This is a genomic window from Micromonospora peucetia, from assembly GCF_900091625.1.
Classification (GTDB): Bacteria; Actinomycetota; Actinomycetes; order Mycobacteriales; family Micromonosporaceae; genus Micromonospora; species Micromonospora peucetia.
On record NZ_FMIC01000002.1, the window covers coordinates 1,619,137 to 1,643,665 of the forward strand.

22 protein-coding genes, 1 tRNA gene and 1 pseudogene are annotated in these 24,529 nt (G+C 72.4%); 8 read left to right on the plus strand and 16 right to left on the minus strand.

Annotated elements, in window-relative coordinates; all coding sequences use genetic code 11:
- Positions 1–140 precede the first annotated feature (140 nt).
- From GA0070608_RS33940 to GA0070608_RS33330, 3 genes and pseudogenes are all read left to right on the plus strand, one after another.
- Positions 141–845, plus strand: coding sequence for a helix-turn-helix domain-containing protein (locus tag GA0070608_RS33940; RefSeq protein ID WP_266317410.1), 705 nt, complete (start codon positions 141–143; stop codon positions 843–845).
- Positions 842–2,134, plus strand: a complete 1,293-nt coding sequence (locus tag GA0070608_RS07600) for an MFS transporter (protein ID WP_091624051.1) — start codon at positions 842–844, stop codon at positions 2,132–2,134. Before GA0070608_RS33940 ends, GA0070608_RS07600 begins: the two co-directional genes overlap by 4 nt.
- 149 nt (positions 2,135–2,283) lie before the next feature.
- Positions 2,284–2,733 (plus strand): annotated as a pseudogene (locus tag GA0070608_RS33330) (SRPBCC family protein); the annotation flags it as partial.
- A 424-nt stretch (positions 2,734–3,157) separates the two neighbouring features.
- On the opposite strand, the gene GA0070608_RS07610 reads toward GA0070608_RS33330, so the two are convergent.
- The 3 genes from GA0070608_RS07610 to GA0070608_RS07620 form a co-directional block, all read right to left on the minus strand.
- The gene (locus GA0070608_RS07610; protein ID WP_091624057.1) at positions 3,158–3,562 is read right to left on the minus strand and encodes a VOC family protein; all 405 of its coding nucleotides are present in this window, start codon (positions 3,560–3,562) and stop codon (positions 3,158–3,160) included.
- A 36-nt stretch (positions 3,563–3,598) separates the two neighbouring features.
- The gene (locus tag GA0070608_RS07615) at positions 3,599–4,135 is read right to left on the minus strand and encodes a DUF4240 domain-containing protein (protein WP_091624062.1); all 537 of its coding nucleotides are present in this window, start codon (positions 4,133–4,135) and stop codon (positions 3,599–3,601) included.
- Positions 4,136–4,250: 115 nt separating this feature from the next.
- Positions 4,251–4,736: a hypothetical protein gene (locus tag GA0070608_RS07620; protein ID WP_091624066.1), complete on the minus strand. Its 486-nt coding sequence runs from the start codon at positions 4,734–4,736 to the stop codon at positions 4,251–4,253.
- 307 nt (positions 4,737–5,043) lie between these two features.
- Between GA0070608_RS07620 and GA0070608_RS07625 the strand changes: the two genes are divergently transcribed.
- On the plus strand, positions 5,044–5,538 hold the full coding sequence (locus GA0070608_RS07625; protein WP_245715731.1) for a GNAT family N-acetyltransferase: 495 nt from the start codon (positions 5,044–5,046) through the stop codon (positions 5,536–5,538).
- Between the two features lie 115 nt (positions 5,539–5,653).
- Positions 5,654–6,121 (plus strand): hypothetical protein, encoded by a 468-nt coding sequence (locus GA0070608_RS07630; protein WP_141719423.1) that lies wholly within the window; start codon positions 5,654–5,656, stop codon positions 6,119–6,121.
- A 485-nt stretch (positions 6,122–6,606) separates the two neighbouring features.
- On the opposite strand, the gene GA0070608_RS07635 is transcribed toward GA0070608_RS07630, so the two are convergent.
- A tRNA-Thr gene (locus GA0070608_RS07635) sits at positions 6,607–6,680 on the minus strand.
- A 135-nt stretch (positions 6,681–6,815) separates the two neighbouring features.
- Between GA0070608_RS07635 and GA0070608_RS07640 the strand changes: the two genes are divergently transcribed.
- Positions 6,816–8,573: a metallophosphoesterase family protein gene (locus GA0070608_RS07640; protein ID WP_245715732.1), complete on the plus strand. Its 1,758-nt coding sequence runs from the start codon at positions 6,816–6,818 to the stop codon at positions 8,571–8,573.
- Positions 8,574–8,694: 121 nt separating this feature from the next.
- Here GA0070608_RS07640 and GA0070608_RS07645 read toward each other — a convergent pair whose 3' ends face one another.
- From GA0070608_RS07645 to tmk, 7 genes are all read right to left on the minus strand, one after another.
- Positions 8,695–9,198, minus strand: a complete 504-nt coding sequence (locus GA0070608_RS07645) for an AAA family ATPase (RefSeq protein WP_091624077.1) — start codon at positions 9,196–9,198, stop codon at positions 8,695–8,697.
- A 31-nt stretch (positions 9,199–9,229) separates the two neighbouring features.
- On the minus strand, positions 9,230–10,066 hold the full coding sequence (locus GA0070608_RS07650; RefSeq protein WP_091624080.1) for a PSP1 domain-containing protein: 837 nt from the start codon (positions 10,064–10,066) through the stop codon (positions 9,230–9,232).
- A 212-nt stretch (positions 10,067–10,278) separates the two neighbouring features.
- Entirely contained in the window at positions 10,279–10,965 is a 687-nt protein-coding gene (locus GA0070608_RS07655) for a hypothetical protein (RefSeq protein WP_091624083.1), read from the minus strand.
- Positions 10,965–11,270: a hypothetical protein gene (locus GA0070608_RS07660; protein ID WP_091624086.1), complete on the minus strand. Its 306-nt coding sequence runs from the start codon at positions 11,268–11,270 to the stop codon at positions 10,965–10,967. Before GA0070608_RS07660 ends, GA0070608_RS07655 begins: the two co-directional genes overlap by 1 nt.
- Position 11,271: 1 nt before the next feature.
- Positions 11,272–11,601: a YbaB/EbfC family nucleoid-associated protein gene (locus tag GA0070608_RS07665; protein ID WP_091624089.1), complete on the minus strand. Its 330-nt coding sequence runs from the start codon at positions 11,599–11,601 to the stop codon at positions 11,272–11,274.
- Positions 11,602–11,750: 149 nt separating this feature from the next.
- Positions 11,751–13,031 (minus strand): DNA polymerase III subunit delta', encoded by a 1,281-nt coding sequence (locus tag GA0070608_RS07670; RefSeq protein WP_091624092.1) that lies wholly within the window; start codon positions 13,029–13,031, stop codon positions 11,751–11,753.
- Entirely contained in the window at positions 13,031–15,094 is a 2,064-nt protein-coding gene (tmk, locus tag GA0070608_RS07675; RefSeq protein WP_091634562.1) for a dTMP kinase, read from the minus strand. The genes GA0070608_RS07670 and tmk overlap by 1 nt, the downstream gene beginning before the upstream one ends.
- Before the next feature lie 331 nt (positions 15,095–15,425).
- On the opposite strand from tmk, the gene GA0070608_RS07680 reads away from it, so the two are divergent.
- Positions 15,426–16,634 (plus strand): amino acid deaminase/aldolase, encoded by a 1,209-nt coding sequence (locus GA0070608_RS07680; RefSeq protein WP_091624095.1) that lies wholly within the window; start codon positions 15,426–15,428, stop codon positions 16,632–16,634.
- 24 nt (positions 16,635–16,658) lie between these two features.
- Here GA0070608_RS07680 and GA0070608_RS07685 read toward each other — a convergent pair whose 3' ends face one another.
- Positions 16,659–17,231, minus strand: coding sequence for a TetR/AcrR family transcriptional regulator (locus GA0070608_RS07685; protein ID WP_091624098.1), 573 nt, complete (start codon positions 17,229–17,231; stop codon positions 16,659–16,661).
- A 222-nt stretch (positions 17,232–17,453) separates the two neighbouring features.
- On the opposite strand from GA0070608_RS07685, the gene GA0070608_RS07690 reads away from it, so the two are divergent.
- A complete protein-coding gene (locus GA0070608_RS07690; protein WP_091624101.1) occupies positions 17,454–18,770 on the plus strand; it encodes a D-arabinono-1,4-lactone oxidase in 1,317 nt (438 codons plus the stop codon).
- Between the two features lie 97 nt (positions 18,771–18,867).
- Here GA0070608_RS07690 and GA0070608_RS07695 read toward each other — a convergent pair whose 3' ends face one another.
- From GA0070608_RS07695 to GA0070608_RS07710, 4 genes are all read right to left on the minus strand, one after another.
- Complete coding sequence (locus tag GA0070608_RS07695) at positions 18,868–19,833, minus strand: DUF559 domain-containing protein (RefSeq protein ID WP_245715733.1); 966 nt, start codon at positions 19,831–19,833, stop codon at positions 18,868–18,870.
- A gap of 136 nt (positions 19,834–19,969) precedes the next feature.
- Complete coding sequence (topA, locus tag GA0070608_RS07700; RefSeq protein WP_091624104.1) at positions 19,970–22,810, minus strand: type I DNA topoisomerase; 2,841 nt, start codon at positions 22,808–22,810, stop codon at positions 19,970–19,972.
- Between the two features lie 363 nt (positions 22,811–23,173).
- Entirely contained in the window at positions 23,174–23,917 is a 744-nt protein-coding gene (locus GA0070608_RS07705) for a hypothetical protein (protein WP_425413225.1), read from the minus strand.
- A complete protein-coding gene (locus GA0070608_RS07710; RefSeq protein ID WP_091624107.1) occupies positions 23,908–24,450 on the minus strand; it encodes a hypothetical protein in 543 nt (180 codons plus the stop codon). The genes GA0070608_RS07705 and GA0070608_RS07710 overlap by 10 nt, the downstream gene beginning before the upstream one ends.
- Positions 24,451–24,529: the final 79 nt, after the last annotated feature.

Here is a 24,529-nt window from a genome sequence, read left to right on the forward strand (position 1 = left end):
CGTGACGCGCGAAGGTGCGTTGAGCCGAGCAACGTCGCGTTGAAGGTGAACACGCTCCCGCCGGTGGTCACCCTCGGACCAGACAGCACCCTCACCCTCAGCAGTTGCTAAAGCTATCTTTATAAAGATAGCTTTAGCATGTGTCCCTACCCGAGGTGAAGCTCACCGACCCCAAGGCCCTGCGGGGCTACGCGCACCCGCTACGAATGGCCCTGATCGGGCTACTGCGCCAGCAGGGCCCGATGACCGCCACCCAGGCCGCCGAGCGGCTCGGCGAGAGCGTGCCGAACTGCTCCTTCCACCTCCGGCAGCTCGCCAAGTACGGGCTCGCCGAGCGGGCGCCCGGCGCCGACGCCCGAGAACGGCCCTGGCGGGCCACCGCCCTCAATACGTCCTGGGACGACGTCTCGGACGACCCGCAGACCCGGGCGGCCGTTGACGAGCTGAGCGCCGTCCAGCTCGCCCTCTACACCCGCCAGGCCGAGGAGTTCCTGACCCGGCGGGCCGACGAGTCGACGGCCTGGCGGGCGGTCACCGGGTTCGGCGACCGGCCGGTGTACGTCACCCCCGAGGAGATGGCCGCGCTGAGCGCGCGGATCGACGCCCTGCTCGCCGAGTACGACGACCGGATCGTCGACCCGACGAAGCGGCCGGCCGGCAGCCGGAAGGTCAGGCTCGTGCACCTGACCGTCCTCGCCGACCCGCCACCCGCCGAAACCGCCGGGGCCTCCGCTGATTCCGCCAACACCGCTGGTTCCGCCGACACCGCCGCTGGTTCCACCGGCGACGCCACGGGCCCCGGGCTGGCTGCCGGCCGCTCCGGCCAGTCGGACGACGCACGATGAGTGGCGCGGAGGCGACCGCCGCCCCGGCCGCCGCCCCACCGGACGGTCCGGCCCGACGCGGCCCGCTGCCCCGGCTGCTGCGTGAGCGGGTGTTCCGTCGGTTCTGGTCGGCGCAGACCGTGTCGTACTTCGGCGACGAGATCTCCACCCTGGCCCTGCCGCTGCTGGCCGTGCTGGTGTTCCAGGCCACGCCCGCCGAGATGGGCTACCTGACCGCCGCCGCAGTCATCCCCAACCTGCTCTTCTCGCTGCTCATCGGCGCCTGGGTGGACCGGCACCCGCACAAGCGCCGCCTCATGATCCTCACCGACCTCGGCCGGGCGCTGCTGCTCGTCGCAGTGCCGGCGGCCTACCTGCTGGACGTGCTCACGATGGCCCAGTTGTACGTGGTCGCCTTCGCGGTCGGCACCCTCGCCGTGATCTTCGAGGTCGCCCGAGGGCCGCTCTTCGTCTCCGTCGTGGACCGCTCCGACTACGTCGAGGCGAACACCCTGGTCAACGGCAGCCGGGCGATGTCCCACGTGGCCGGGCCGAGCCTCGGCGGGATCCTCGTGCAGGTGCTCACCGCGCCGATCGCCCTGATCGCCGACGCCCTGTCGTACGTCGTGTCCGCGTACTTCCTGGGGCGGATCCGACCCACGGAGCCGGCACCCGCCCGCGGCGCCCTGGCGCTCGGCGGTGGGCTGGGCTTCATCGCGCGGACGCCGATGATGCGCGCGATCCTGCTCGGCACCACCACGGTCAACCTGTTCAACTTCATGTTGATCGCGCTGTTCGTGCTCTACGCCACGCAGGAACTCGGCCTCACCCCCGGCCTGCTGGGCGCCGTGCTGGGTGCCGGCGCGGTGGGCGGCCTGATCGGCGCGGCACTGACCGGCCGGCTGGTCCGCCGGTTCGGCGTCGGCCCGACGCTGCTGGCCGGGTTCGTCCTCTTCCCTGCCCCCATGCTGCTCATTCCGCTCGCCGGCGGACCGACGCCGATGGTGGTCGGGATGCTCTTCGCCGCGGAGTTCCTCTCCGCGATCGGGGTGATGATGCTCGACATCACGACGGGCTCGGTGCAGACGGCGCTCACCCCGCAGGCGCTGCTGGCCCGGGTGGCCGGGGCCCGGCGCACCGTCAACTACGGCGTCCGGCCGATCGGCGCGCTGCTCGGCGGCGCGCTCGGCACCATCCTCGGCGTACGGCCGGCGCTGTGGATCGCGACGGCGGGCGCGCTCGCCGGGGTGGCGTGGGTGGCCTTCTCGCCGGTCCGCCGCCTGCACGGGCTTCCCGAGCAGGCCGACTGACCAGGCCGGGCCGGCCCGCGCCACGACCATCCTGTGTGGTGTCTCGGAGGTCCGGCGGTTGAGCGTCCTCGCCGGGGGTAGGAGTTTCTGTGACGAGGACGGCTCTCCCCACCGACGAGAGCGGTACGACCTGACGAGGAGGATTGCCCATGACCACGAAGGTCGAGAAGTCCATCGAAGTGCAGGTTCCGGTCAGCACCGCATACAACCAGTGGACGCAGTTCGAAGAGTTCCCCCGATTCATGGGAGCCGTCCGCGAGGTGCGCCAGCTCGACGACCAGCGGATGCACTGGGTCGCCGAGATCGCCGGCGTCCAGCGCGAATGGGACGCTCACGTTCTGGAGCAGGTGCCCGACCGGAAGGTCGCCTGGGCGGCCACCGAGGGCGTGACCAACGCCGGGGCGGTCTACTTCCAGCCCGTCGGCGCCGACCGCACCATGGTTCAGCTGCATCTGGAGTACGAGCCCGAGGGCCTGGTCGAGAAGGCCGGCGACAAGCTCAACATCATCGAGCGGCAGGCCGAATCCGACCTGCGGAAGTTCAAGTCGTACATCGAGGAGCGTGGCGTGGAGACCGGCGCCTGGCGCGGCACGGTCGACAGCGGCCTCGGTGTCGGCACGCCGGGCGTCGAGCACGCCGCCGCCACCCGAGGCGACAGCGGCAAGGCCGGGGTGTCCGGCAAGGCCGTCGCGGCGGGCGCCGCAGTGGCCGGGGCAGCGGCGGCCGGAGCCGCAGCGGTCGCGAACCACCGCTCCGACAAGGACGACCTACCGGCCACCACAACATCCGACACGGAGTACGTGGTGACCGAGGTCGAGGTCGTCCCGGAGACCGGCACCGCCGGCTACCCGCATCGAACCCTCTGATCGATTCCGTACGCCTGCCCTGTCAACGGACGGCCCGGGTCCTCGCGACCTGGGCCGTCCGCTCGTCCCCACCAAGTGCGCACCTCGCCGCCGCCCCGACGCACACCTCGCCGTGGCCCCGACCCGAAATCCGGCGGGCGGCGTTCGCGGGGCGGCGTCAGTGTGCGTCCGCGAGCACCGTCCAGAGGTGACCGTCGGGGTCGGCGAAGGTGCCCGTGTAGCCCCACGGTTGCGGGCCCGGCTCGACGACGACGTCCGCACCGGCGGCCCGGGCCCGCCCGACGAGCTCGTCGACCTCGGCGGGCGTCGCGGCGGGGAGGCTGACGACGCACTCGCTCTGCCCCCGCCGGGCCACCTCGTGGCCACCGATGACCCAGCCGAAACCGCCGGTGGGCACCAGCATGACCCGGAGACCGTCGTTGAGCGTGAACTGCAGGGGCTCGGGGACGCCGTCCTCGGCCGGCTCGCCGACGGCCTCCAGGCCGAGCCCCTCCGAGTAGAAGCGGTACGAGGTCGGGCGATCGGCGATCGGCAGGGCGACGACGACGGGTGCGTACTGCATGAGGCTGCCTTCCAGAGAGCTGACGACTGTGTGCTGTCAGTTGGTCCAACCGGCCGGATTGCTGAAGGACTCCCGGGAAATGCCTGAGCCGGTGACCGGCCAGCCGCCGAACCGCTCGTTGTGCAGGTGGGCGAAGAGGTAACACACACCCCCGCATTCGCCGTCGGGCACAGCCACGGTGGGATCGGCGGTCACTGCCTCGTAGAACTCGCGCCCGAGCGCGACGACGTGCCCCCGGCAGTAGAGGAACCCGTCGTCGGAGCCGTCGGTCACCTCGTGCACATCGGCCCGGTCGATGTCGTGCAACTTGCGCTCGACCACCCGGTCCAGGTCGGTCAACTCCTGGCTGGACAGGCCGGCAGCGAGCTGGCTGAGGTTGTCGAGGAACGGGTCGAGCCACTCGTCGATGGTGTAGACGCCTTCGACATTGGCCCCGGGTTCCCTGGTCAGGAGCGCCCGCCGGACCGCTGCGGGCTCGTCGCCGAGCCGCTCCCAGGCCGACTCGACGAGGGCCCAGAACCTCGCCTCGTCCTCGGCGCTCGGCACCCGTACGCCATCCACCAGATCAGTCACGCCGGGAGCGTAGCGACCACGACCGACAACATCGCCCCGCCGCCGTGCCGGCCGGCCGGCCGGCCGGGCTGGCTGGCTGGCTGGCTGGCTGGCTGGCAAAGGCCGCCGGCTTTCGTCAGCCGACCCGCCCACGGCTCGCCGACGGCAACCGCCGGCGGGCCCTGATCCGCACCACGATCATGATCACCGTGAGCGCGACGAACAGCGCCGCCGACCCGGCCACCAGGGGGTTGACGAAACCGGGCACCAGATCCGGGCCGCACGTGGTGTCCCGCAGCGGCCACATGCCTGACGACCCGTCGTCCGGGCCACGGTGGCCGTAGCCGTAGAGGTCCGGCCGCGCCAGCCCGCACCGGTCGTCGGGGTCGGTGACCGCCCCGAAGGTCGTCGTCCGCAGCCCGTACCCGTAGGCGGCGCACGCCGTCAGCGCCGCCCCGCCGGTCAGCAGCCATCCCGCCCGCGTCAGCATCCTCGGCACGGCCTGCGTGGCCCGGGCGTCCCGGAGTGCCAGCGCCGCCAGGCTCACGAGCACGGCTGCGCCCACCGCGACCACCGGCCAGGCCAGCGCCAACAGCAGGAGCGCGAGGAAGATGAGAGCCATCGGGGTGCCAACCTACCCGCAACTCCGGCCCCGGTCGCGTGGATCATGGCAGGACGTCATCGGGTGCGGTCAGCGACATGGATCGGCAGCGGGAACGGCCTGACCCGGCCAGCGACCGGTCACCCCGCCCGGAGAAGGACCGCCACGGCTACCCGCCCGTGGAATCGCCCGTGCCAGCGGCACCCGCGCAAGACTTCGCGAAAAATCCGGTTGTGCGCCCGATCGCAGCTCTGCTGAGGTGCTGGCACGCTTCCGACATCGGATGGAGCCAGACATGCTCGCTGGAAATCTCGTACGGCTACGACCGATGGAGCCGGACGACGCGGAAGCCCTGTGGCGGTGGAACAACGACCCGGACGTCATGCGCTGGCTCGACGATGGATACCCGGAATCCCTGGCCCAGGTCACCGCACGATGCGAGCAACGTGAGCGGAACTCGTACGAACACGTGCTCTTCGGGATCGAGACGCTGGCCGAGAAGCGGCTGATCGGCCTCGTCAAGCTCGGCGACGCGACGCCCGAGACCGGCGATGCGGAGCTGGACATCTACATCGGCGAGAAGGATTGCTGGGGGCGCGGTTACGGCACTGAGGCCACTCGCCTGATCTGCCGATACGGATTCGACAAGATGCGCCTGCACCGCATCACGCTGTGGGTCGCGGACGAGAACGCTCCGGCGATCCGCGTCTACGAGAAGGCCGGCTTCGTCGAAGAAGGCAGGGCCCGCGAATCGTTCCGCCGCGACGGCAGATGGCACGACATGGTCATGATGGGCCTGCTGGAAGGCGAGCTGCACCGCTGACCGGGCCCGGAATCGGGTGCGGGCAGCGGCATGGATCGACCGTACGACAAGTGTCTTCAGCGGACGAAATGGCCTCAGCGTCCGCCTCGCCCCGATGGCTTGGCAGACTGGCCGTGTGACTGATGAGCACGGCCAGGGCGCACCCGACACCGACGAACCGTCTCGGACCCCGACTCTGAGAATCGCGAGGCAGTTGTCAGAGGAGTTGTTTGGGGCGGCGACTGTGGGAATCGCCGGCGTCAAGGGCGGGATATCGGTCACCGTCACGCCACACAACCCCGATGCCCGTGCCTTCGGATGGGCGGACTTCTCCGATCAACTCGTCCTGGCGGTCGGCGACCACGGCGGCCGGTGGGAGTTGGACGCCGCACCCGAAGATGTCGCCCTGCTCGAAGACATCGCCCGCTCGGTGATCGCCGGCAGGGTTCGGGAGGTGTTCGCTCCGGGCCGCTCGGCCGTCTCCGTCACGCTCGCCGATGGATCCGTGGAAACCGAGATCGGCGGCGAAGCGCCAACCGGTTGCCTGCCGCTTCCCTTCTGGCGGCGCTGGTCCCGCAGCGTCCAGTACGCCCCCTACGAGTGACCCGCAAGCGGGTGTGAGCGTCGGCTTCCGCCGGGCACGCTGACCCGGTCGGCGCGGCCACGCACCAGCCGCCCACCGCACCCTCGAGGAGTAACACCCGATGACCCTGCCCCGCCCAGCACTGTCGGCGGGAAACCTGCCCGCCGACCTGGGTGCACGGCTGCGCCCGACCTGAGGCCTGCTACCGGCAGGCGTGGCGGTGCCCGAACCGGTCGTCGGCCGGCCGGTGCCGGCTACACCAGCGGGCGTGCCCTCCGCTGTGCCCGGCACGCGGCCCGCGGCCGAGCTACCTCAGCGGCGAAGCGGGCTTTGTTCCGACCGGTGGTGGATCTCGCCGAGCGACGCTGGCGGAAGGCTGCCGGGTGGTCCTGTCCTCAGCTCTGTCCTCAGATCGAGAACGCCAGCTGCCCGCGAGCCTCCTCGCCCGAGGGTGAACAGCAGAAAGGCCCTGGTCAGGGATAGTGACCAGGGCCTTTCACCTGCCGAGCCGCCTGACGGAATCGAACCGTCGACCTACGCATTACGAGTGCGTCGCTCTAGCCGACTGAGCTAAGGCGGCAACGATCATCAAGTGTACGGCACGACCAGCCTTCCGGCCGAGCGGGATGCCACCCGCCCGCCGACCCGGACAACCGGCCCCGAACCGTCATCCGCCGGACAGCGATCCCGGCCGGCCGGGACTACGCTGCGGCGGGTGACCGACGATCGCGCCCCCGACGTGGACCCGCAGGACGGCGTGGCGGAGAGCCCACACGCGAGCGAGGCGGCCGGTGGGCGCGCGGCATGCCGACCACGCAGCGTCGATCCCCGGGAGTTGGGCTTCACCCCGCGCAAGCCGGTGCCGTGGCTCGCGCCGTTCCTGCTGATCAGCACCGGAATCCGTACGCTGCTGGCGATGCTCTTCGGGGCTTACCTCGACAAGCGGGAGTTGCAGAATTCGCTCGACGCCGGCATCGCGAGGCAGGTCGGGCCGGACGGCGGTCTCTGGCTGGACTACGTGGCCGACCTGGGCGACGGCTTCAACGCCACCTACTCGGTGGCCTACCTGCTCGCCCAGCCCGAGCTGGAGGTGGACGGGCACCGGTTGCCCCGCGCGCAGACCCTGGTGATGGGTGGCGACCAGGTCTACCCGTCGGCGGCCTTCGAGGCGTACGAGGACCGGTGCAAGGGGCCTTACCAGGCCGCGCTGCCGGTCACCCCGCCGGAGCGGCCCACGCTCTTCGCGGTTCCAGGCAACCACGACTGGTACGACGGACTGACCGCCTTCCTGCGGCTCTTCGTCCGGTCCCGGGACCGGCACTTCGGCGGCTGGGAGACCGGCCAGTCCCGCTCGTACTTCGCGGTCGAACTGCCCGCCGGCTGGTGGCTGCTCGGCCTCGACGACCAGTCCGGCTCGTACCTGGACGATCCCCAGCTCACCTACTTCGACCGGGTCGCCGAGCGGCTCGGCCCGGACAGCCGGGTGATCCTGGCCGTGCCGGCGCCGACGTGGGTCAAGGCCGTCGACCAGCCCACGGCGTACGACTCGGTGGACTACTTCATCCGTACGATCGTCGCGCCCACCGGGGCGCAGGTGCGGCTGCTGATCTCCGGCGACCTGCACCACTACGCCCGGTACGCCGGCCCGGACCGGCAGCTGATCACCTGCGGGGGCGGCGGCGCGTATCTCTACCCGACGCACGAGTTGCCGGAGCGGATCGAGGTGCCGCCGCGTGACACCCTCGCCCGGCGGGCCAGCGCCTCCCACCCGTACGAGCTGGCCGGCCGCTACCCGGACGCCGCCCGCTCCCGGCGGTACGCCTGGGGGATCTTCCCCCGCCTGCCGCTGCGCAACCCGGGCTTCACGACCCTGCTGGGCACCCTGCACACGCTGCTGATGCTGGCGATGGCCGGCGTCGCGACCAACCCGGAGGGGACGGAGCAGCGACTGTTCAGCGTGCCGCTGATGGCGATGCTGATCGTCACGATGCTCGGCGCGGCCTTCTTCGCCAAGCCGCCCAGCTCCGGCGGCAAACGGCACGCCCGGCACTGGATCCTCGGCGTGGGCCATGGCCTGGCCCAGGTCGGGCTGGCCGCCGCCGGCACCTGGGCCTGGCTGGCCCTCCCCTTCTACGACTGGCCGTGGCCACTGCCGGTCGCCGCCGCGGCGGTGCTCTACGGCCCGGTGAGCGGGCTGGTGGCGAGCCAGTTGGTGGCCGCGTACCTGCTGGTGGCCGGCGCGTTCGGGGTGAACGTCAACGAACTCTTCGCCGGCCAGGGCATCGAGGACGCCAAGTCGTTCCTGCGGCTGCGCATCGACCCGGACGGCACCCTGACGATCTACCCGATCGCCGTAGACCGGGTTGCCCGCGACTGGCAGGTAAACCCCGACCAGTCCCCCGAGTCCTCCTGGCTGACCCCGAAGCACCCCCTCCGCCCCCGCCTGGCCGAACCCCCCACCACCCTCACCTGACCCCCACCACCCACCTACCCCACCCACCGGGCAGGGGCACGCGTCGATCGTGAGGTTGGCGGCGAAGTTGATCGCGAACAGTGCCGCCAACCTCATGATCGACGCGGTGGGGTGGGTGCTCTTACGTGCTCGGAGACAGCATCACTTGACGAAGGATTTCGTCGACGACGCTCGCGAGAGGTGCGGTGGCGTCGATCACGGTACCGACTCTCGGAGTGTCTTCCTTCGTCCGATGCAATCGGACGACGAGTTCGCGTTCCGCCGGTCTTGCGCCCCACTCGTCCTCGGGTCGACCGTCAAGTCGCCGATTCAAGGTGTCCAGGTCGACGTCAAGGACGAAGACGCCGTCAAACAAATCGATGAACTTCGGGAAGTTCCGTGAACCCCCGCAGAAGAAGGTCACCGGCTCGTCGTGGCTGGCGACCAGGGCTCTTACGTCGTCCACGCGCCAGATGTGATGCTCGTGAGTGCGATCATCCATCGGCTCACCAGTTTCCGGGTCGCCTTGATAAGCCAGTTCCCGGTCGCCGTTGATGGCATGAAAGCCGCGCCGCTGCAATTCTCTGCAGACCGAAGTCTTGCCGGTGCCGGAGACGCCTTCGATCAGGTAGTTTCTCTCGCCCATGGCGGGATCAGCCCTCTACAGCTTCCACTTCTCACTGGTCGCGGCTCTCGTACGCCTGCCTCGGTCCGCAGACCGAGGCCCGCGAGCAGGAACACCGGGAACCGTCAGCGTCCAGACGCACCGTGACGGCGTCCTTCGGGACGCTGTGGCCGACCACCCGGCCGTCGCCCTCCGGCGTCGACACCCGGGTGCCGATCGTCGGGGCGGACTCCTGGAACCGCTGGTAGAGCGGGTGCTCGTATTTCAGGCAGCACATCAGCCGGCCGCAGGCGCCGGAGATGCGCAGCGGGTTGAGCGGCAGGTCCTGGTCCTTCGCCATCCGGATGGTGACCGGCTCGAAGTCGGTGAGGAAGGTGGCGCAGCAGAGGTCCCGGCCGCAGGAACCGATGCCGCCCTGCACCCGCGCCGAGTCCCGCGCGGAGAGCTGGCGCAGTTCCACCCGGCAGTGCAGGGTGGCGCCGAGGTCCCGGACCAGGGCGCGGAAGTCCACCCGGTGCGGGGCGGTGAAGTAGATGGTGCTCCGCTCACCACCACCCTCGGCGGCGCCGAGCACGTGGTCGATCGCGACCACCTTCATCGGCAGGGCGTGCTCCCGGATCAGCCGCTTCGCCGCGACCTTGGCCTCGGCCTTGCGGCGGCGCACCGTCTCGTCGCGGCGCAGGTCATCCTCACCGGCCAGGCCGGCGAGCCGGGGAAAGCCCTCGGTCTCCTCGGTGACCCACTGCGCCGCCCAGACGCACTCGGCCACCTCGGGCCCGTCGTCGGTCGGCACCAGCACCTTGTCGCCGACCTGGGGGCGCAGCTCACCCGGGTCCAGGTAGTAGAGGCGCCCGTACCGCTGGAAGCTGACCGCGCAGAGCATGCCCATGTCTCACACCCTACGACGCGCGGGCGGGGGCGACCCGGCCGGCCGTCGCCACCCGACTACGGTGCGCAGCCGTCCAGGCCCGGCCGAGATCCCGCGCGGCCGACGCGCGCCGAGCCGCGACGTGCCGGCGGCTCGACCCCGCGACGTGCGGGCGCGGTCCGAGCGCGCAACGTGCCGGCACGGCCGCTTCCCGGCACCGCCGCGCCACCGCATCACCAGCCGACGCGGGTGGGGGTGTCGTAGCGGGGGCGGTCGGCCGCCGGTGCCCGCCAGCGGGACTCGGCGAGACTCGGCGCCCACTGGCGCAGCAGGGTCTCGGCCCCGTCGTACGCGACGCAGAGCACCGCCAGCACCCGCGCGGCGATCTCGGCGGCCTCGGTCCCGCCCGGCCCGGCCGCCCCCCGGTGCCCCGGCCCACCGCTCGGCGTCGACGTCGCCGCGACCACGGCCACCGCCTCGCCGGAGCGCAGGACGTCGGCCAGCGCGCGGGCCAGCGCGAGGCGGCTGCCCTCCACCCAGTCGGCGAGCGCCTCCGCGTAGCCGGCCGTCGACTCCAGCCGGCCGACCAGGCTCTCCGGCCCCTCGTCGAGGTGGCGCAGCAGGGCGGCCCGGGCCTGCCCGTACGACGAGGCGGCCGAGCCGGACCAGAGCACCGGGTCGGTCAGCGCGGCGCAGACGTCGTCGTACCCCCGCATCAGGTGACGTGCGGTGTGGCCGGCGGCGGCCAGCGGTGCCGGATGAAGGTCGAGGAAGTTCCGGACGGCCTCGCCGGGGAGCACCTGCATCCGGCGCAGCAGCGGCCAGACACGGTGCCCCTCGGGTGCCCCGGTGGCGAGCAGTGGGTCGACCCGGCGGAGCAGGTCGAGGCCGGGCTCGGCGAGCCGGTCCAGCCCGTCCATCACGCCTCCCCGGTCAGCCGGTGGCGTGCGGCGCGGTCGACGTCGGCGTAGTGGTCGGCGGCGGCCCGCACCGCCGCGGCGGCGGCGGCCAGCCGGTGGGCGGCGGCGTGCGCCTCCCGGGCCCGGTCGCCGGTGGCGGCCGTCCACTGCCGGTGCAGGGCCCGCCCGATCTCGCCGGGCCGGCCGGCGGCGTCCACGCCGAACGCGGCCTGCGCCGGGTCGCCGGCGGTGACGGTGCGGGACAGGGCGGTCATGGTCTCGCTCGCCGCGTCGAGCCGGGCGGCGAGCGCGCGCAGGCTCTCCATCTCAGGCTCCCGCCAGCGGCCGGTAGGCGGCGAAGGTCTCGTTGTGCAGCTTCTCCCGGGCCCACTGGGCGGCGTCGGCCGCCGCGGTGACCGCTGCCTGCACCGAGCCTGCGACGTCGCGGGGGTTGCGGGTGTGCAGCGGGCCGAGGAACCGGACGTCGGTGATCCGCCCACCCGCGGTGACCACCACCTCGACCAGCCCGTCGGGCGACCGGACGGTGACCTCGACGGTCGACACCGCCTGGTCGAACTCGGCCTGGAGGGACTCGATCCGGCGGTAGCGCCGCACCGCCTCCTCGATCCAGGCCTCGTCGATCTCCCCCCGCGGCATCGGCGGACTCCTCCCGGAACAGGGAATCACTGTGCGTGCCGCCACCGTCACCACGGCACACCGGACCGTACCGCACAGCAATCGCGCCTGTCGATGCCTGTGGACAGCCGGTCCGGTCGGCGGGACCTCGTGGCCGCCGACCGGCCCGCTCAGCCCTTCCAGAGCGAGAGCATCATCGCCTCGACGGCGATCCGGGGCTTGACGTTCGACTCGATCGCCGTCCGGCACTCCAGCACCGCCTCCAGGCGGCGCAGCGCTCCTTCGGCGTCCCACTTCTGCGCGCCCGCCCCGGCCAGCGCGGCGGTGTCGGTGTGCACCGGCGCCACGGGGGCCCGCAGCGCCATGGTGAGCGCGTCCCGGTAGAACCCCGCCAGGTCGACCAGCGCCCGGTCCAGCGCGTCCCGCTGCGCCCGGGTGGCCCGGGACTTCTGCCGCTTCTCCAGGTCCTTCAGCTGCCCGGCGGCGCCCCGGATCGCGCCGGCCGCCCCCCGCCCGGTGCCGCCGGCGCCGAGCGCGGTCTCCAGCGCCGCCCGCTCGGAGGCGTCGGCCTCCACGACCGACGCCTCGGCCTCCGCCTCGGCCGCCTCGATCAGCGCCGACGCCGCGTCGAACGCGGCACCCACGCCGGTCAGCCGACGCGGCACCGCGAGCACCGCCTCCCGGCGCTTGCGCGCCTCCGGGTCGTGGGCCAGCCGGCGGGCCCGCCCCACGTGCCCCTGCGCGGCTGCCGCAGCCCACCGCGCCACGTCGGGCGCGACGCCGTCGCGGCGGACCAGCACCTCGGCCACCGCGTCCGGCGCGGGCTGCACCAGCGGTACGACCCGGCAGCGCGACCGGATGGTCACCGAGATGTCGTCCGGGTGCGTGGAAGGGGCACAGAGCAGGAAGACCGTCCGCGGCGGCGGCTCCTCGACGGCCTTGAGCAACGCGTTGCCGGCCGCCTCGGTGAGCCGGTCCGCATCCTCGATGACCACCACCTGCCAGCGCCCGCCCGACGGGGTGCTGGCGGCGCGCAGCACCAGCGCCCGCATCTCGTTGACGCCGATGGAGAGCCCTTCCGGCACCACCATCCGGACATCGGCGTGGGTGCCGGTCATCGTGGTGTGGCAGCCGGGGCACTCACCGCAGCCGGTGCCGTACGCGCACTGGAGAGCGGCGGCGAAGGCCCGCGCCGCCACCGACCGGCCCGACCCGGGCGGCCCGGTGAAGATCCAGGCGTGCGTCATCCCCGCCCCCGGGTCGACGACGGCTGCCGCCGCCCCGCCCGCCCCGTCGGCCTCCTCGGCGAGCGCGTCGAACTCGTCCCCGGCGGCGTCGGCCACGGGCGGGACCGCGGCGGCGCGCAGCACGGCCGCCGCCGCGGCGGCGGCGCGGCGCAGCGTGTCGACCGCCTCGTCCTGCCCGACCAGGTCGGCGAAGACGTCGGGCATCAGGTCCGGCGCTCCATCGGTACCAGCTCCGATTCGGATAACTCCGGCTGCACCGTGGTGTCCGGCCCCTGGGCGGGGCGCGGGTGCACGATGCCGCCGGGGCTGCCGAACATCTCCTCGACCCGCCGGACCACCTGCCCGGTGATCTCCTCGACCGGACGGGACGCGTCGAGCACCAGGTAGCGCTTCGGGTCGGCGGCGGCGAGGTCGAGGAAGGCGTACCGGACCCGCTCGTGGAAGGCCACGGACTCGGCCTCCAGATGGTCCGCCGCCTCGGCACGGGCCGCCACCCGACCCAGGCCGGTACTCGGGTCGACGTCCAGCAGCACCACCAGGTCGGGCTTGAGTCCACCGGTGGCCCAGGACGAGAGCCAGGAGACCTCGTCGGCGGGGAGCGTCCGCCCCGCCCCCTGGTACGCCAGGGACGAGTCGACGTACCGGTCGCTGATCACCACCGCGCCCCTGACGAGCGCCGGCCGGACGACGGTGGCCACGTGGTGCGCCCGGTCGGCGGCGTAGAGCAGCGCCTCGGCGCGCGGCGACGGCACGTCGGAGCCGGGCGCGCCGAGCAGCAGCGACCGGATCCGCTCACCGACGGCGGTGGCACCCGGCTCGCGGGTCACCACCACGTCGCGCCCCTGCCCGCGCAGCCGCTCGGCGAGCGCGGCGAGCTGGGTGGACTTGCCGGCGCCCTCGCCACCCTCGAAGACCACGAAGAGGCCGGCGGAGACGAACGGCTCGGCCGGCATCAGCGGGCGGCCCCGGATCGAGCCCCAGAGGTCGGCCAGGACGGGAACGCCCTTCTTGTCGTCCATCTGCCCGAACGCGCTGATCCCGGCGAAGATGCCGGCGGCCCCGGCGGCGAGCAGCAGCAGTCGGGTGGACGAGATCGAGACGCCCAGGTCGGCGAGTTCCAGCCGACGCGATCCGCCGACACCGGCGAGCAGGCTGCTCAGGCCGATCGCGAGGATCAGCACCAGCCGGGTGCCGATCTGCACCACCGCGAAGACCCGGCCGCGCACCTCGTCGGCGATCTCCCCGCCGAGCAGGGTGGTGCCGGAGAGGAAGGCCATCCCGGCGCCCGCGCCGACCAGGATCGCGCCGGCCATCGCCATGGAGAGGTGGATGGCGAAGGCCAGGGTCATCACCGAGGCGCTGGCCAGCACGATGCTCATGCCGAACCAGCGTCGCCGGGACATGTCCTTGACGATCATCGGGCCGAGCCCGATGCCGAGCGCGAGGCCGACGAAGATGGCGCCGAAGAGCATGTAGAAGGCGGCGTCGCCGGCGCCGAGCGAGGTGGCGAAGAACTTCGCGGTGCCGATCACGATGCCGCCGCCGGCGAACGCGCCGAAGATGCCGAGCACCAGGCCGCGGACCAGCGGGGTCTGGCCGATGAAGCGCCAGCCCTCCTTGAACTGGCGCATCATGCCCTGATCGGGGCCCTCCCGCTCGGCGGCCTGCCCCTGGCTGATCTCCTTGATGCCGTACGCCACCACCAGTGCGGTGGCCAGCCGGGAGAACGCGTTGACCCAGAGCGCCAGTTGGGCCGGCTCGGCCCAGTCGGGTGCCGCTCCCCCGGTGGCCGCCCGCACTGCCACGTCCAGGATGGCGGCGACCGCCGCGGCGAGAATGGGGGTGAGGCCGTAGGTGGTGATCAGCGTGAGCTGGTTGGCGGCCTCCAGCCGGGCGCGCGGGATCAGGTTGGGGACCGCGGCCTCCTTGGCCGGGATCCAGAGCAGCGTCACCGACTCGATCAGGAAGGTCGCGATCGTGGCCCAGCCGACCACGACGGGCCCGCTCGCCCCCAGCAGTGCGACCAGCGGGATCGAGGCGAAGAGCAGGAAGCGCAGCACGTCGCAGATGACCATGGTCCAGCGCCGGTCGAACCGGTCGGCGAACACGCCGGCGATCGGGCCGAGCACCAGCGCCGGCAGCAGCCGGATGGCGATGACGCCACCGAACGCGGCGCCCTTGGCGGTGCTCCCCTCGACCTGCGAGGCGGCGAAGACCGACGTGGCGAGCAGACCGAACCAGTCGCCGAAGGAGGCCGCGCCGAGCACGATCCAGAGCCGGCGGAACGGGGTGATCCGCAGCACCGAGCGGATGCCGGCATAGCCGGAGTGGTCGGCACCGGACTTCTCGGCGGTGTCGGGCGGGGTCGAGGACGGCGACACGCCGGGCGACTCGCCGTTGAACTGGCTTTCGATGGCCGTACCTCCACGTGCCGGCCCATCGCTGGGCAGTCCCGGTGGAACACTCTAGACCCGGTGGGGACCTGCCCCGCCGCGACATTCTCCTGCTCGCCGAGCCTAGGCCGCCACGACCACCGCCCGCAGCCCGGACAGACGCGAGGGTATTTCGCATTGACCGCCAGACAGTTAGCGTGCACACGTGGCCATCGAAAGCGACAAACTTCGTGATCGCCTCGACCGGGCGACCGCGCACCTCGACCCGCCGTACGCCGTCGTCGACCTCGCGGCCTTCGACGGCAACGCCGCCGCGCTGGCCGGACGGGCTGACGGCAAGCCGGTCCGGATCGCCAGCAAGTCGGTCCGTGCCCGGGAGCTGATCGGCCGGGCGCTGGCGCGACCCGGCTGGCACGGCGTGATGGCCTTCACCCTGGCCGAGGCGATCTGGCTGGTCCGCGCCGGCGTGACCGACGACGCCCTGGTGGCGTACCCCACGGCCGACCGGAGGGCGCTCGCCGAACTCGCCGCCGACCCGACGCTCGCCGGGGCCGTCACGCTGATGATCGACGGCACCGACCAGCTCGACCTGGTCGACGCCGGGTGCCCACCCGGGCGCCGCCCCGAGCTGCGGGTCTGCCTCGACCTGGACGCCTCCTGGCGACCGCTGGGCGGGCGGGTGCACGTCGGGGTGCGCCGCTCACCGGTGCACAGCGCCCGGGCGGCCGGCGCGCTCGCCGCCACCGTCGCGGGCCGCGCGGGCTTCCGGCTGGTCGGTCTGATGGCGTACGAGGCACAGATCGCCGGCCTCGGCGACGCGCCGCCCGGGCGGGCGCTGCTCGGCTCCGCGATCCGGCTGGCCCAGCGCGGGTCGTACCGCGAGCTGCTGGCCCGCCGGGGCGCGGCGGTGGCCGCCGTACGCGAACACGCCGACCTGGAGTTCGTCAACGGCGGCGGCACCGGCAGCGTGGCCGCGACCAGCGCCGATCCCGCGGTCACCGAGGTCACCGCGGGATCGGGCCTGTACGGGCCGACGCTCTTCGACGCGTACCGCGCCTGGCGCCCCACCCCGGCGGCGTTCTTCGCCTGCGCGGTGGTCCGCCGCCCCGGGCCCGGCCTGGCCACCGTGCACGGCGGCGGCTGGGTCGCCTCCGGCCCGGCCGAGGACAGCCGGCTGCCCCGGCCGTGGCTGCCGGAGGGCCTGAAGCTGATCGGCACCGAGGGCGCCGGCGAGGTGCAGACCCCGCTGGCCGGCACGGCGGCCGGTGCGTTGCGGGTCGGTGACCGGGTCTGGTTCCGGCACGCGAAGGCCGGTGAGCTGTGTGAGCACGTCAACGAGTTGCACCTGGTCGAGGGGGATGCGGTCGTGGCCACCGTGCCCACCTACCGGGGCGAGGGCCACGCCTTCCTCTGACCCACCGACCCGGCGGAGACGGCGTCAGCCGGACTGGTTGGCATCGGCCGGGGCGTCGACCTGGCGGTGCAGGTACTCCCGGATCAACGCCTTCGCCTCGACCAGCACCCGGTCGTCGCCCTCGGGCAGCCGGCGGAACGCCAACTTGATCAGCGCGTCGGCCACCTCCACGGCGATCTCCAGGTGGAACCGGAGGTCGGGGACGTCCAGCCCGAAGCGCTCGGCGAGCACCCGGGCCAACTGGTCCGCGATCACCCCGTTGTTGTCCCGCCGCTCGTCGAGCAGGTGCAGGTCGACCACGTCGCCGAAGTGCAGGGTACGGAAGCCCGGGACGTTGCGGTGCATCGTGATGTACTCGTCGATCCCCGCGTCGACCCCGTCCCACCAGTGGGTCAGGTCGTCCGAGGCGAAACGCTCGTCGAGCCGCTGGAGGTAGGACTCCATCGTGCGCAGGGTCAGCGCCTGTACGATCGCCCGCTTGTCCGGAAAGAACTGGTAGACCGACCCGATCGCCACCTCGGCACGCTCGGCGAGCAGGGTCGTGGTCAGTCCCTCGTACCCCACCTCGTCGACGAGTTCGGCGCAGGCGTCCAGCATCCGCTGGACCCGCGCGACACTTCGACCCTGCACCGGTACGCGGCGCAGTGGCCCGGCTGTGGCGGCTGGTGTGGACACTCGCCACCCCCCTTCGACGGATGAACATATCTGCACGTCACGGGTTCGTGACTACCGGTACAACGAGCAAACCTTGATTGCGGTATTTACCTGCGACAACGTTCCTGATATGAAGTCAGTTCACATTCATGTCGAGGAGTGCGCATGGCCGGTACCGCACCGCCAACAGTGGCCGCCTGGTCCAACTGGGCCGGCAACCAACGCGCCACCGCCACCGCCATCCTGCGCCCCACCTCCCTCGCCGACGTCACCGAAGCCGTACGCGCCGCCGCCACCACCGGGGACAGGATCAGGGCGGTGGGCAGCGGACACTCCTTCACCGGCGTCGCGGTCACCGACGCACGGCGGATGGAACTGACCGACCTGGACACCGGGGTACGCGTCGACGTCGATCGCCGACTGGTCACCGTACCGGCCGGAACCACCCTGCGCGCGCTCAACGACCTACTCGCCGCACATGGCCTGGCACTACCCAATCTGGGCGACATCGACGCGCAGACGATCGCCGGCGCGATCTCCACCGGCACCCACGGCACCGGCGCCGGATACGGCTGCCTGTCGACGTTCGTCGAGGCGCTCACCCTCGTCACCGGCACCGGCGAGGTGCTGCGCTGCTCCGCCGACGAGCACCCCGACGTCTTCGCCGCCGCCCGGGTGTCGCTGGGCGCGCTCGGGGTGCTCGTCGAGGTGACCCTGCGCTGCGTGGACGCCTTCATGCTCCTCGCCCACGAGCGGCCGGCGCCGTTGGAAGCCGTACTCGACGAACTGCCCTCGCTGGTCGGGGAGCACGACCACGCCGAGTTCTACTGGTTCCCGTACACCGACCGGGTGCAGGTCAAGACCAACGACCGGGTGCCCGCCGACGACCGGCCGCTGCCCCGGTGGCGCGGTTGGCTGGACGACGAGTTCCTGTCCAACACCGTCTTCGCCGGGGCCTGCCGGCTCGGCCGCGCCGTACCGGCGCTCGCCCCGGGCATCAGCGCCGTCTCCGCCCGCGCACTCACCGAACGCCGCTACACCGGCCGCTCCGACCAGGTCTTCTGCACCCCGCGCCGGGTCCGCTTCGTGGAGATGGAGTACGCGCTGCCGCGCGACGCCCTCCGCGAGGCGCTCGACGCGCTGCGGCGGATCGTCGACGGGCTGCCGTTCAAGGTGCTCTTCCCGGTCGAGGTGCGGTTCACCGCCGCCGACGACATCTGGCTCTCCCACGGTTACGGGCGCGAGTCGGCGTACGTGGCGATCCACCAGTACGTCGGCATGCCGTACGAGCCGTACTTCCGGGCCTTCGAACAGGTCGCCGCGAGCCTCGGCGGCCGACCCCACTGGGGCAAGCTGCACTGGCGCGACGCGCAGTCACTGGCGGCGGCCTACCCCCGCTGGGCGGACTTCCAGACACTCCGCGCCCGCCTCGACCCGCACCACCTCTTCACCAACCCTCACCTGACCCGCCTCCTCGGCTGACAGCCCCACCCGCCGCCGCTTCTCCAGATCTTGGAAAAAATAGGCCCCCGGGAGGGCCGAAATCTTCCAAGATCCGGCCGCTTGAAGAGCAGACGGGTCAGCCAGGCCATCCGGCGGCTCGGAGGGCGGCGTGAAGTTGGGCGAGCACCTCCGCCGCATGGGCGCGAAGCGCCCACGCCGGGAACCGGAGCACGCGGTCGCCCTCGACCCAGAGTGCGTTCTGCCGGCGCATGTCGGCCCAGGCGGTACGCGGATCGAGGTGCTGACCGCCGTCGATCTCCACATGCACCTTCCACTCCTCGAAGTAGGCATCCAGGTAGCGGCGTCGCCCGGCGGAGTCACGGCGGACCCTCTGTCGGGTCGGCTCCGGCAGCCCGGCGCGGCGCACCAACTCCAAAAAGTCCAACTCGGCCAGGGAATGTGCACCGCCGGCCGCGTCCCTGGCGACGTCCAGGATCAGCCTGCGACGACGCAGTCGAGGCATCCGATCGAGAACCTCCTGCACGTCTGCACCGCACACGAGTCGCTGCTGGAAGGCTGCGGCGACGATCGCCCGGGCCTCCTCGTCGGTGCGCGCCCACTGCGCCGCGTCCACGATCGAGCGGGCGGCGGTCGTCCGGCACGGCTGCCCGACCGCGAGCACGTCCCGCTCAGGCAGGTGGGTCGTCCGATGCGCCAGCACACCCTGAGGTAACAGATCCCGCCTCTGGCCGGCTGGCAGCAGAAGGTGGATGACCCGCGCGGGAAAGCCGCCCAGACCTCCCGCCTGAGCAGCGGTCAGCCCACCGAGCATCGCATCCGGACCGGCAGCCAGCACCGCTGTCCACCGCAACTGAGCGGGACCGACCGGACCGTTGTGGGTGACGAAGACGGCCCGGTGGACCTGTCGCCACCGCCCGCTCGCCACCCGGTGCCGGATCGCCTTGCGGGACAGGTGCCGCAGTCCCTGGCTGAGGCTGATCACCTCATCCTGCCGGAAGAGCAGCCAGGTCAACTCGTCGGCGTGGTCACCCGGCAGCGCCCGATTCAGTTCCGCAAGCGAAGGTTCGAAGCACGGCTTCACGCCCCCACCCTGCCCCGAAGGCGCCCCCGTCAGCTGCCCCTGTGGACAACGTCAAAGATCTTGGAAAGCTCCGGCCCCTCCGAGGGCCGTTGCCCTCCAAGATCTTCTGTCGCGGCGGGCGGCAGCCGTAGGGACGTCAGTCGGTGCTGGTGGTGGCCTTCTTCGGAGCCGCCTTCTTCGGCGGGGCCTTCTTGGCCGTCGTGGTCTTGGCCGTCGTGGTCTTCCTGGCAGCCGTGGACTTGGTCGCCGCAGCCGTCTTCTTCGCCGCCGCGGTCTTCTTGGCGGGCGCCTTCTTCGCGGGTGCCTTCTTCGCGGCGGTCTTCTTCGGCGCCGGCCCCTTCGCCCGCTTCTCGGCGAGCATCTCGGAGGCCTCCTCCATGCTCAGCGCCTCCGGGGTCTGGCCGCGCCGCAGCGACGCGTTCGTCTCGCCGTCGGTCACGTACGGGCCGAACCGGCCGTCCTTGATGACCAGCGGCTTCTCGGTCAGCGGGTCGACGCCCATCTCCCGCAGCGGCGGCGCGGCGGCGCGGCGCTGGCGGGCCTTCGGAGCGGCCAGCAGGGCCACCGCCTCGTCCAGCGTGACGGTGAACATCTTCTCTTCGGAGTCCAGCGAACGGAACTCGTCACCCTGCTTGACGTACGGGCCGTAGCGGCCGTTGTTCGCGAAGACCTCGGCGCCGTCCGGGGCCAGGCCGATCAGCCGGGGCAGGCTGAGCAGCTTCAACGCCTCGTCGAAGGTGAGCGAGTCCGGCGCCTGCGAACGCAGCAGCGACGACTTGCGCTCGCCGCTGGACACGTACGGGCCGAAGCGGCCCGACTTGAGCAGGATCGGCTCACCGGTGGCCGGGTCGTCGCCGAGCTTGCGTTCGCCCGCGCCGCCGAGGAACAGCTCGTGCACCTTCTCCGGGGTCAGCTCGTCCGGCGCCAGCCCCTCGGGGATCGGCGCCCGGTCGCCCTGCCCGCCGCCTTCCTCGCCCTCGGCGGCCGGCGTCTGCTGCTCGCCCGGCACCGCCCGCTGGAGGTACGGCCCGTAGCGGCCCACCCGGACGACGACCTCGCGGCCCTCGTCGTCGGTGAACAGCGGGATCGAGTTGACGCTGCGCGCGTCGATGTCGCTGACGTTCTCGGTGACCAGCTTCTTCAGCCCGCCCGAGCGGGCGATGTCCCGGTCGCCGGCGCCGTTGGCGCTGCCGAAGTAGAACGCGGTGAGGAAGTCGACGGCGGCGTGGTCACCGCCGGCGATCTCGTCCAGCTCGTTCTCCATGCTGGCGGTGAAGTCGTAGTCGACCAGGCGCGGGTAGTGCCGCTCCAGCAGGCCGATCACCGCGAAGGCCAGGAAGGTCGGGATCATCGCCTGGCCGCGCTTGGTCACGTAACCGCGGTCCTGGATGGTCTGCATGATCGACGCGTACGTCGAGGGGCGACCGATGCCCAGCTCTTCGAGGGCCTTGACCAGCGACGCCTCCGTGTAGCGCGACGGCGGCTGGGTGTGGTGGCCCTGCGCGGCCAGCTCGTCGGCGGTGAGTGGCTGGTCCTTGACCAGGTTGGGCAGTCGACGCTCGGCGTCCTCGGCCTCGGCGTTCTCGTCGTCGCTGGACTCGACGTACGCCCGCAGGAAACCCGGGTCGGTGATGGTCTTGCCGGTGGCGCCGAAGTCGGCCTCCTCCTGGGCGGAGGAGACGGCCCGGATGCGCACCGAGACGCTGGAGCCGACGGCGTCGGTCATCTGCGAGGCGATGGTGCGCCGCCAGATCAGCTCGTAGAGCTTGAACTCCTCGCCGGAGAGCTCCTTGGCCACGTCGCCCGGGGTGCGGAAGTTGTCCCCCGCCGGGCGGATCGCCTCGTGCGCCTCCTGCGCGTTCTTCACCTTGCCGGTGTAGCGGCGCGGCTCCGGCGGCACGCTGCGCTCGCCGTACAGCTCGACGATCTGCCGGCGGGCCGCCGTGATGGCGGTCTCCGACAGGTTCACCGAGTCGGTACGCATGTAGGTGATGTAGCCGTTCTCGTAGAGCCGCTGCGCGGTGCGCATCGTCTGCTGCGACGAGAAGCGCAGCTTGCGGGCCGCCTCCTGCTGGAGGGTGGAGGTGATGAACGGCGCGTACGGGCGGCGGCGGTAGGGCTTCTCCTCGACCCGGGTGACGGTGAACGGCCGGCCCTCAAGGCGGGCGGCGAGCCCCCGGGCGCCGCCGGAGTCGAGGTGGACGACGCCGGCGCCGGGCTTGACCCGGCCGGTGGTCGGCTCGAAGTCCTTGCCGGTGGCGATCCGGTCGCCGTTCAGCGCGACCAGGGTGGCGTTGAAGCTGCGCGGCCCCTCGCCAGCGTTCACCACGGCCAGCGTGGCGAGGATGTCCCAGTATTCGGCCGTGCGGAAGGCCATCCGCTGCCGCTCGCGCTCCACCACGATCCGGGTCGCCACGGACTGCACCCGGCCCGCCGAGAGCTTCGGCATGACCTTCTTCCACAGCACGGGCGAGACCTCGTAGCCGTAGAGGCGGTCGAGGATGCGCCGGGCCTCCTGGGCGTCGACCAGGTCCCGGTCGATCTCGCGGGGGTTGGCCACCGCCGCCTGGATGGCCGGCTTGGTGATCTCGTGGAAGACCATCCGCTTGACCGGCACCTTGGGCTTGAGCGTCTCCACCAGGTGCCAGGCGATGGCCTCGCCCTCGCGGTCCTCATCCGTCGCCAGGAAGATCTCGTCGACCTCCTTGGCCAGCTTCACCAGCTTGCTGATCTGCTGCCTGCGGTCGGCGGAAACCACGTAGAGGGCGTGGAAGCCGTTGTCGACGTCCACCCCGAGGCGGGCCCACGGCTCGCCCTTGTACTTGGCTGGCACGTCGGCGGCGTTGCGTGGGAGGTCCCGGACGTGGCCGAAGCTGGCCTCCACGACGTACCCCGGGCCGAGGTAGCCCGAGATCGTCTTGGCCTTCGCCGGTGACTCGACGATGACCAGACGGGTGGTTCCAGCTTTGCTCGGCACGTCTCTCCCCGACCTCACTCCTGCTCGTAGCCACCGGTGCCCGGTCCGGGCCGCTTTCGACCCACCGGCCCCCGGCGGTCCGGATGTCCAACGTAACGCGCCGCCCACGTTTCGGGTTCCGCGGGCGGCAAACCGTCCCGCGGGGCGGCCTCCTGCGCCGGCGGCGGCTGGGCGTGCCGGACGGCGCCACCGTACACCGTGCGTGTGCCGCCGGGTGGGACACTGTGACGATGGCGGGCCTTCGGCCGAGGCGTCGCCCGGCCGTTTTCCGCGAGATCGCGCGCCCCGCTGTCCCGCATCGGACAGGCGTGCCGCGGGTAGGAGCCGGCCAGCCAGGCCCGCATCGGACAGGGGCGTGGTGGGTCAGGAACGGGCTGGCCAGGCCGTCGCGGGGGCGGCGGGCGGCGGGTCCCCGACCAGCTCGGCCAGGCGGGCGAGCCGTCGGTGGCCGGTGATCCGGTACGCCGGTCCGCCCTCGCCGGGACCGAGCAGCACCCCGGAGAGGCCGACCGCGTGGAGCGCCCCGCCGACCGGTTCCCAGCATCCCTCGTCGGCGACGCCGAGCCGGAGCAGGAAGCCGGACGGCTCGGCGGCCCCCGCCGCGGCGAGCCAGAGCCGCAGCCGCCGGCCGTCGAGGTGGAAACCGGCGGGCGGTCGCTTGCCGGTACCGCGTAGCCAGGCCACCGCGAGCGGCTTCAGCGTGCGGGCGTACGAGGTGCGCACCGCGTGCCGCCCGTCGGTGGTCGCCTCCCAGGTCGCCGCCACCCCACGCAGCGCCAACTCGGCAACGAGCACGTGCACCCGCCAGGCGGCGTCGACCACCACCGACAGCCGGGCCGTACCGCCCATCCGGACCACCTCACCCGGGCCGGCCAGCAGCCCGGCGAGGTCGGCGAGGGACGGGTCCGCCGCCTCCGCCCCGAAGAAGGTCAGTTGCCGGGCGGACTCGTCGACGTCGGCAGGCGGGGGAGGCGCGGCACGGCGGGCGACCGGTGCACCCCGGCCCGTGTCCGGTCGCTCGGCGCGAAGCGCGTCGTCGCCGGGGGCCAGGAAGAGCACCGGCGGCGTCTCGCGGCCCGACGGGTCACCGGTCCCGCTCAGCGACACTCCGGCACCTCGTCGAAGGCGCGTTTCAACTCCTCGGAGTTGAGCCGGCTGGTGTCGAGCGCGCTGGCGTCGTACTCCTTGTTCAGGGTGTCCACCGCGGCGCGGACGCCGTCGTAGAAGACGGTGGGCTGGCCGGTGCCCAGCCCGTCGATGGTGTCGCGGGCCCTGCCGTACGCGTCGCGCACCTTCTCCAACGAGGCGCGGAAGCCCGCGGACACCTCCGCGCCGTGCTCGGCCTCCGGGATGCCGGCCTCCTCGACCTTGCGTCGGGCGGTCTCGCTGGCCTGCTCCGCGCCGCCGAAGAGCCGCACCAGGTTCTCCTTCGCCTGTCCCGGGGTGGTCTGGGCGGTCATCTGCTGGTCGGTGCTGCTGGTCAGCTTGCTGATCTCGGCCCGCCACGGGGTGAGCGCCGAGCAGACCGACGCCGCCCACGCCTGCGGGCTGGGACCGCCGCCGCAGCCCGCCGTCACGAGTACGAGCGTGGCCAGGACCACCGTGAGCTTTCCGGCGGCTGCCGCCCGGCGCGTACGCATGCGTTGCAGCGTACGGCCTCTGTCGAGCCTGGGCAGCGGACAGGTTTGCCGGGTGGTACGGGCGGTCCCCGGCCGGCCG

Bases quoted from the DNA above. Each gene is read 5' to 3' on its own strand.
- GA0070608_RS07650 (WP_091624080.1), bottom strand. From the start codon at position 10,066: ATGGGCATGCTCTGCGCGGTCAGCTTCCAGCGGTACGGGCGCCTCTAC.
- GA0070608_RS07620 (WP_091624066.1), bottom strand. From the start codon at position 4,736: ATGGCTCTCATCTTCCTCGCGCTCCTGCTGTTGGCGCTGGCCTGGCCG.
- GA0070608_RS07660 (WP_091624086.1), bottom strand. From the start codon at position 11,270: ATGGAGAGCCTGCGCGCGCTCGCCGCCCGGCTCGACGCGGCGAGCGAG.
- GA0070608_RS07655 (WP_091624083.1), bottom strand. From the start codon at position 10,965: ATGGACGGGCTGGACCGGCTCGCCGAGCCCGGCCTCGACCTGCTCCGC.
- GA0070608_RS07690 (WP_091624101.1), top strand. From the start codon at position 17,454: ATGGCCGGTACCGCACCGCCAACAGTGGCCGCCTGGTCCAACTGGGCC.
- GA0070608_RS07710 (WP_091624107.1), bottom strand. From the start codon at position 24,450: ATGCGTACGCGCCGGGCGGCAGCCGCCGGAAAGCTCACGGTGGTCCTG.
- GA0070608_RS07670 (WP_091624092.1), bottom strand. From the start codon at position 13,031: ATGCCCGACGTCTTCGCCGACCTGGTCGGGCAGGACGAGGCGGTCGAC.
- GA0070608_RS07645 (WP_091624077.1), bottom strand. From the start codon at position 9,198: ATGGGCGAGAGAAACTACCTGATCGAAGGCGTCTCCGGCACCGGCAAG.
- GA0070608_RS07610 (WP_091624057.1), bottom strand. From the start codon at position 3,562: ATGCAGTACGCACCCGTCGTCGTCGCCCTGCCGATCGCCGATCGCCCG.
- GA0070608_RS07685 (WP_091624098.1), bottom strand. From the start codon at position 17,231: ATGCTGGACGCCTGCGCCGAACTCGTCGACGAGGTGGGGTACGAGGGA.
- GA0070608_RS07625 (WP_245715731.1), top strand. From the start codon at position 5,044: ATGGAGCCGGACGACGCGGAAGCCCTGTGGCGGTGGAACAACGACCCG.
- GA0070608_RS07665 (WP_091624089.1), bottom strand. From the start codon at position 11,601: ATGCCGCGGGGGGAGATCGACGAGGCCTGGATCGAGGAGGCGGTGCGG.
- GA0070608_RS07600 (WP_091624051.1), top strand. From the start codon at position 842: ATGAGTGGCGCGGAGGCGACCGCCGCCCCGGCCGCCGCCCCACCGGAC.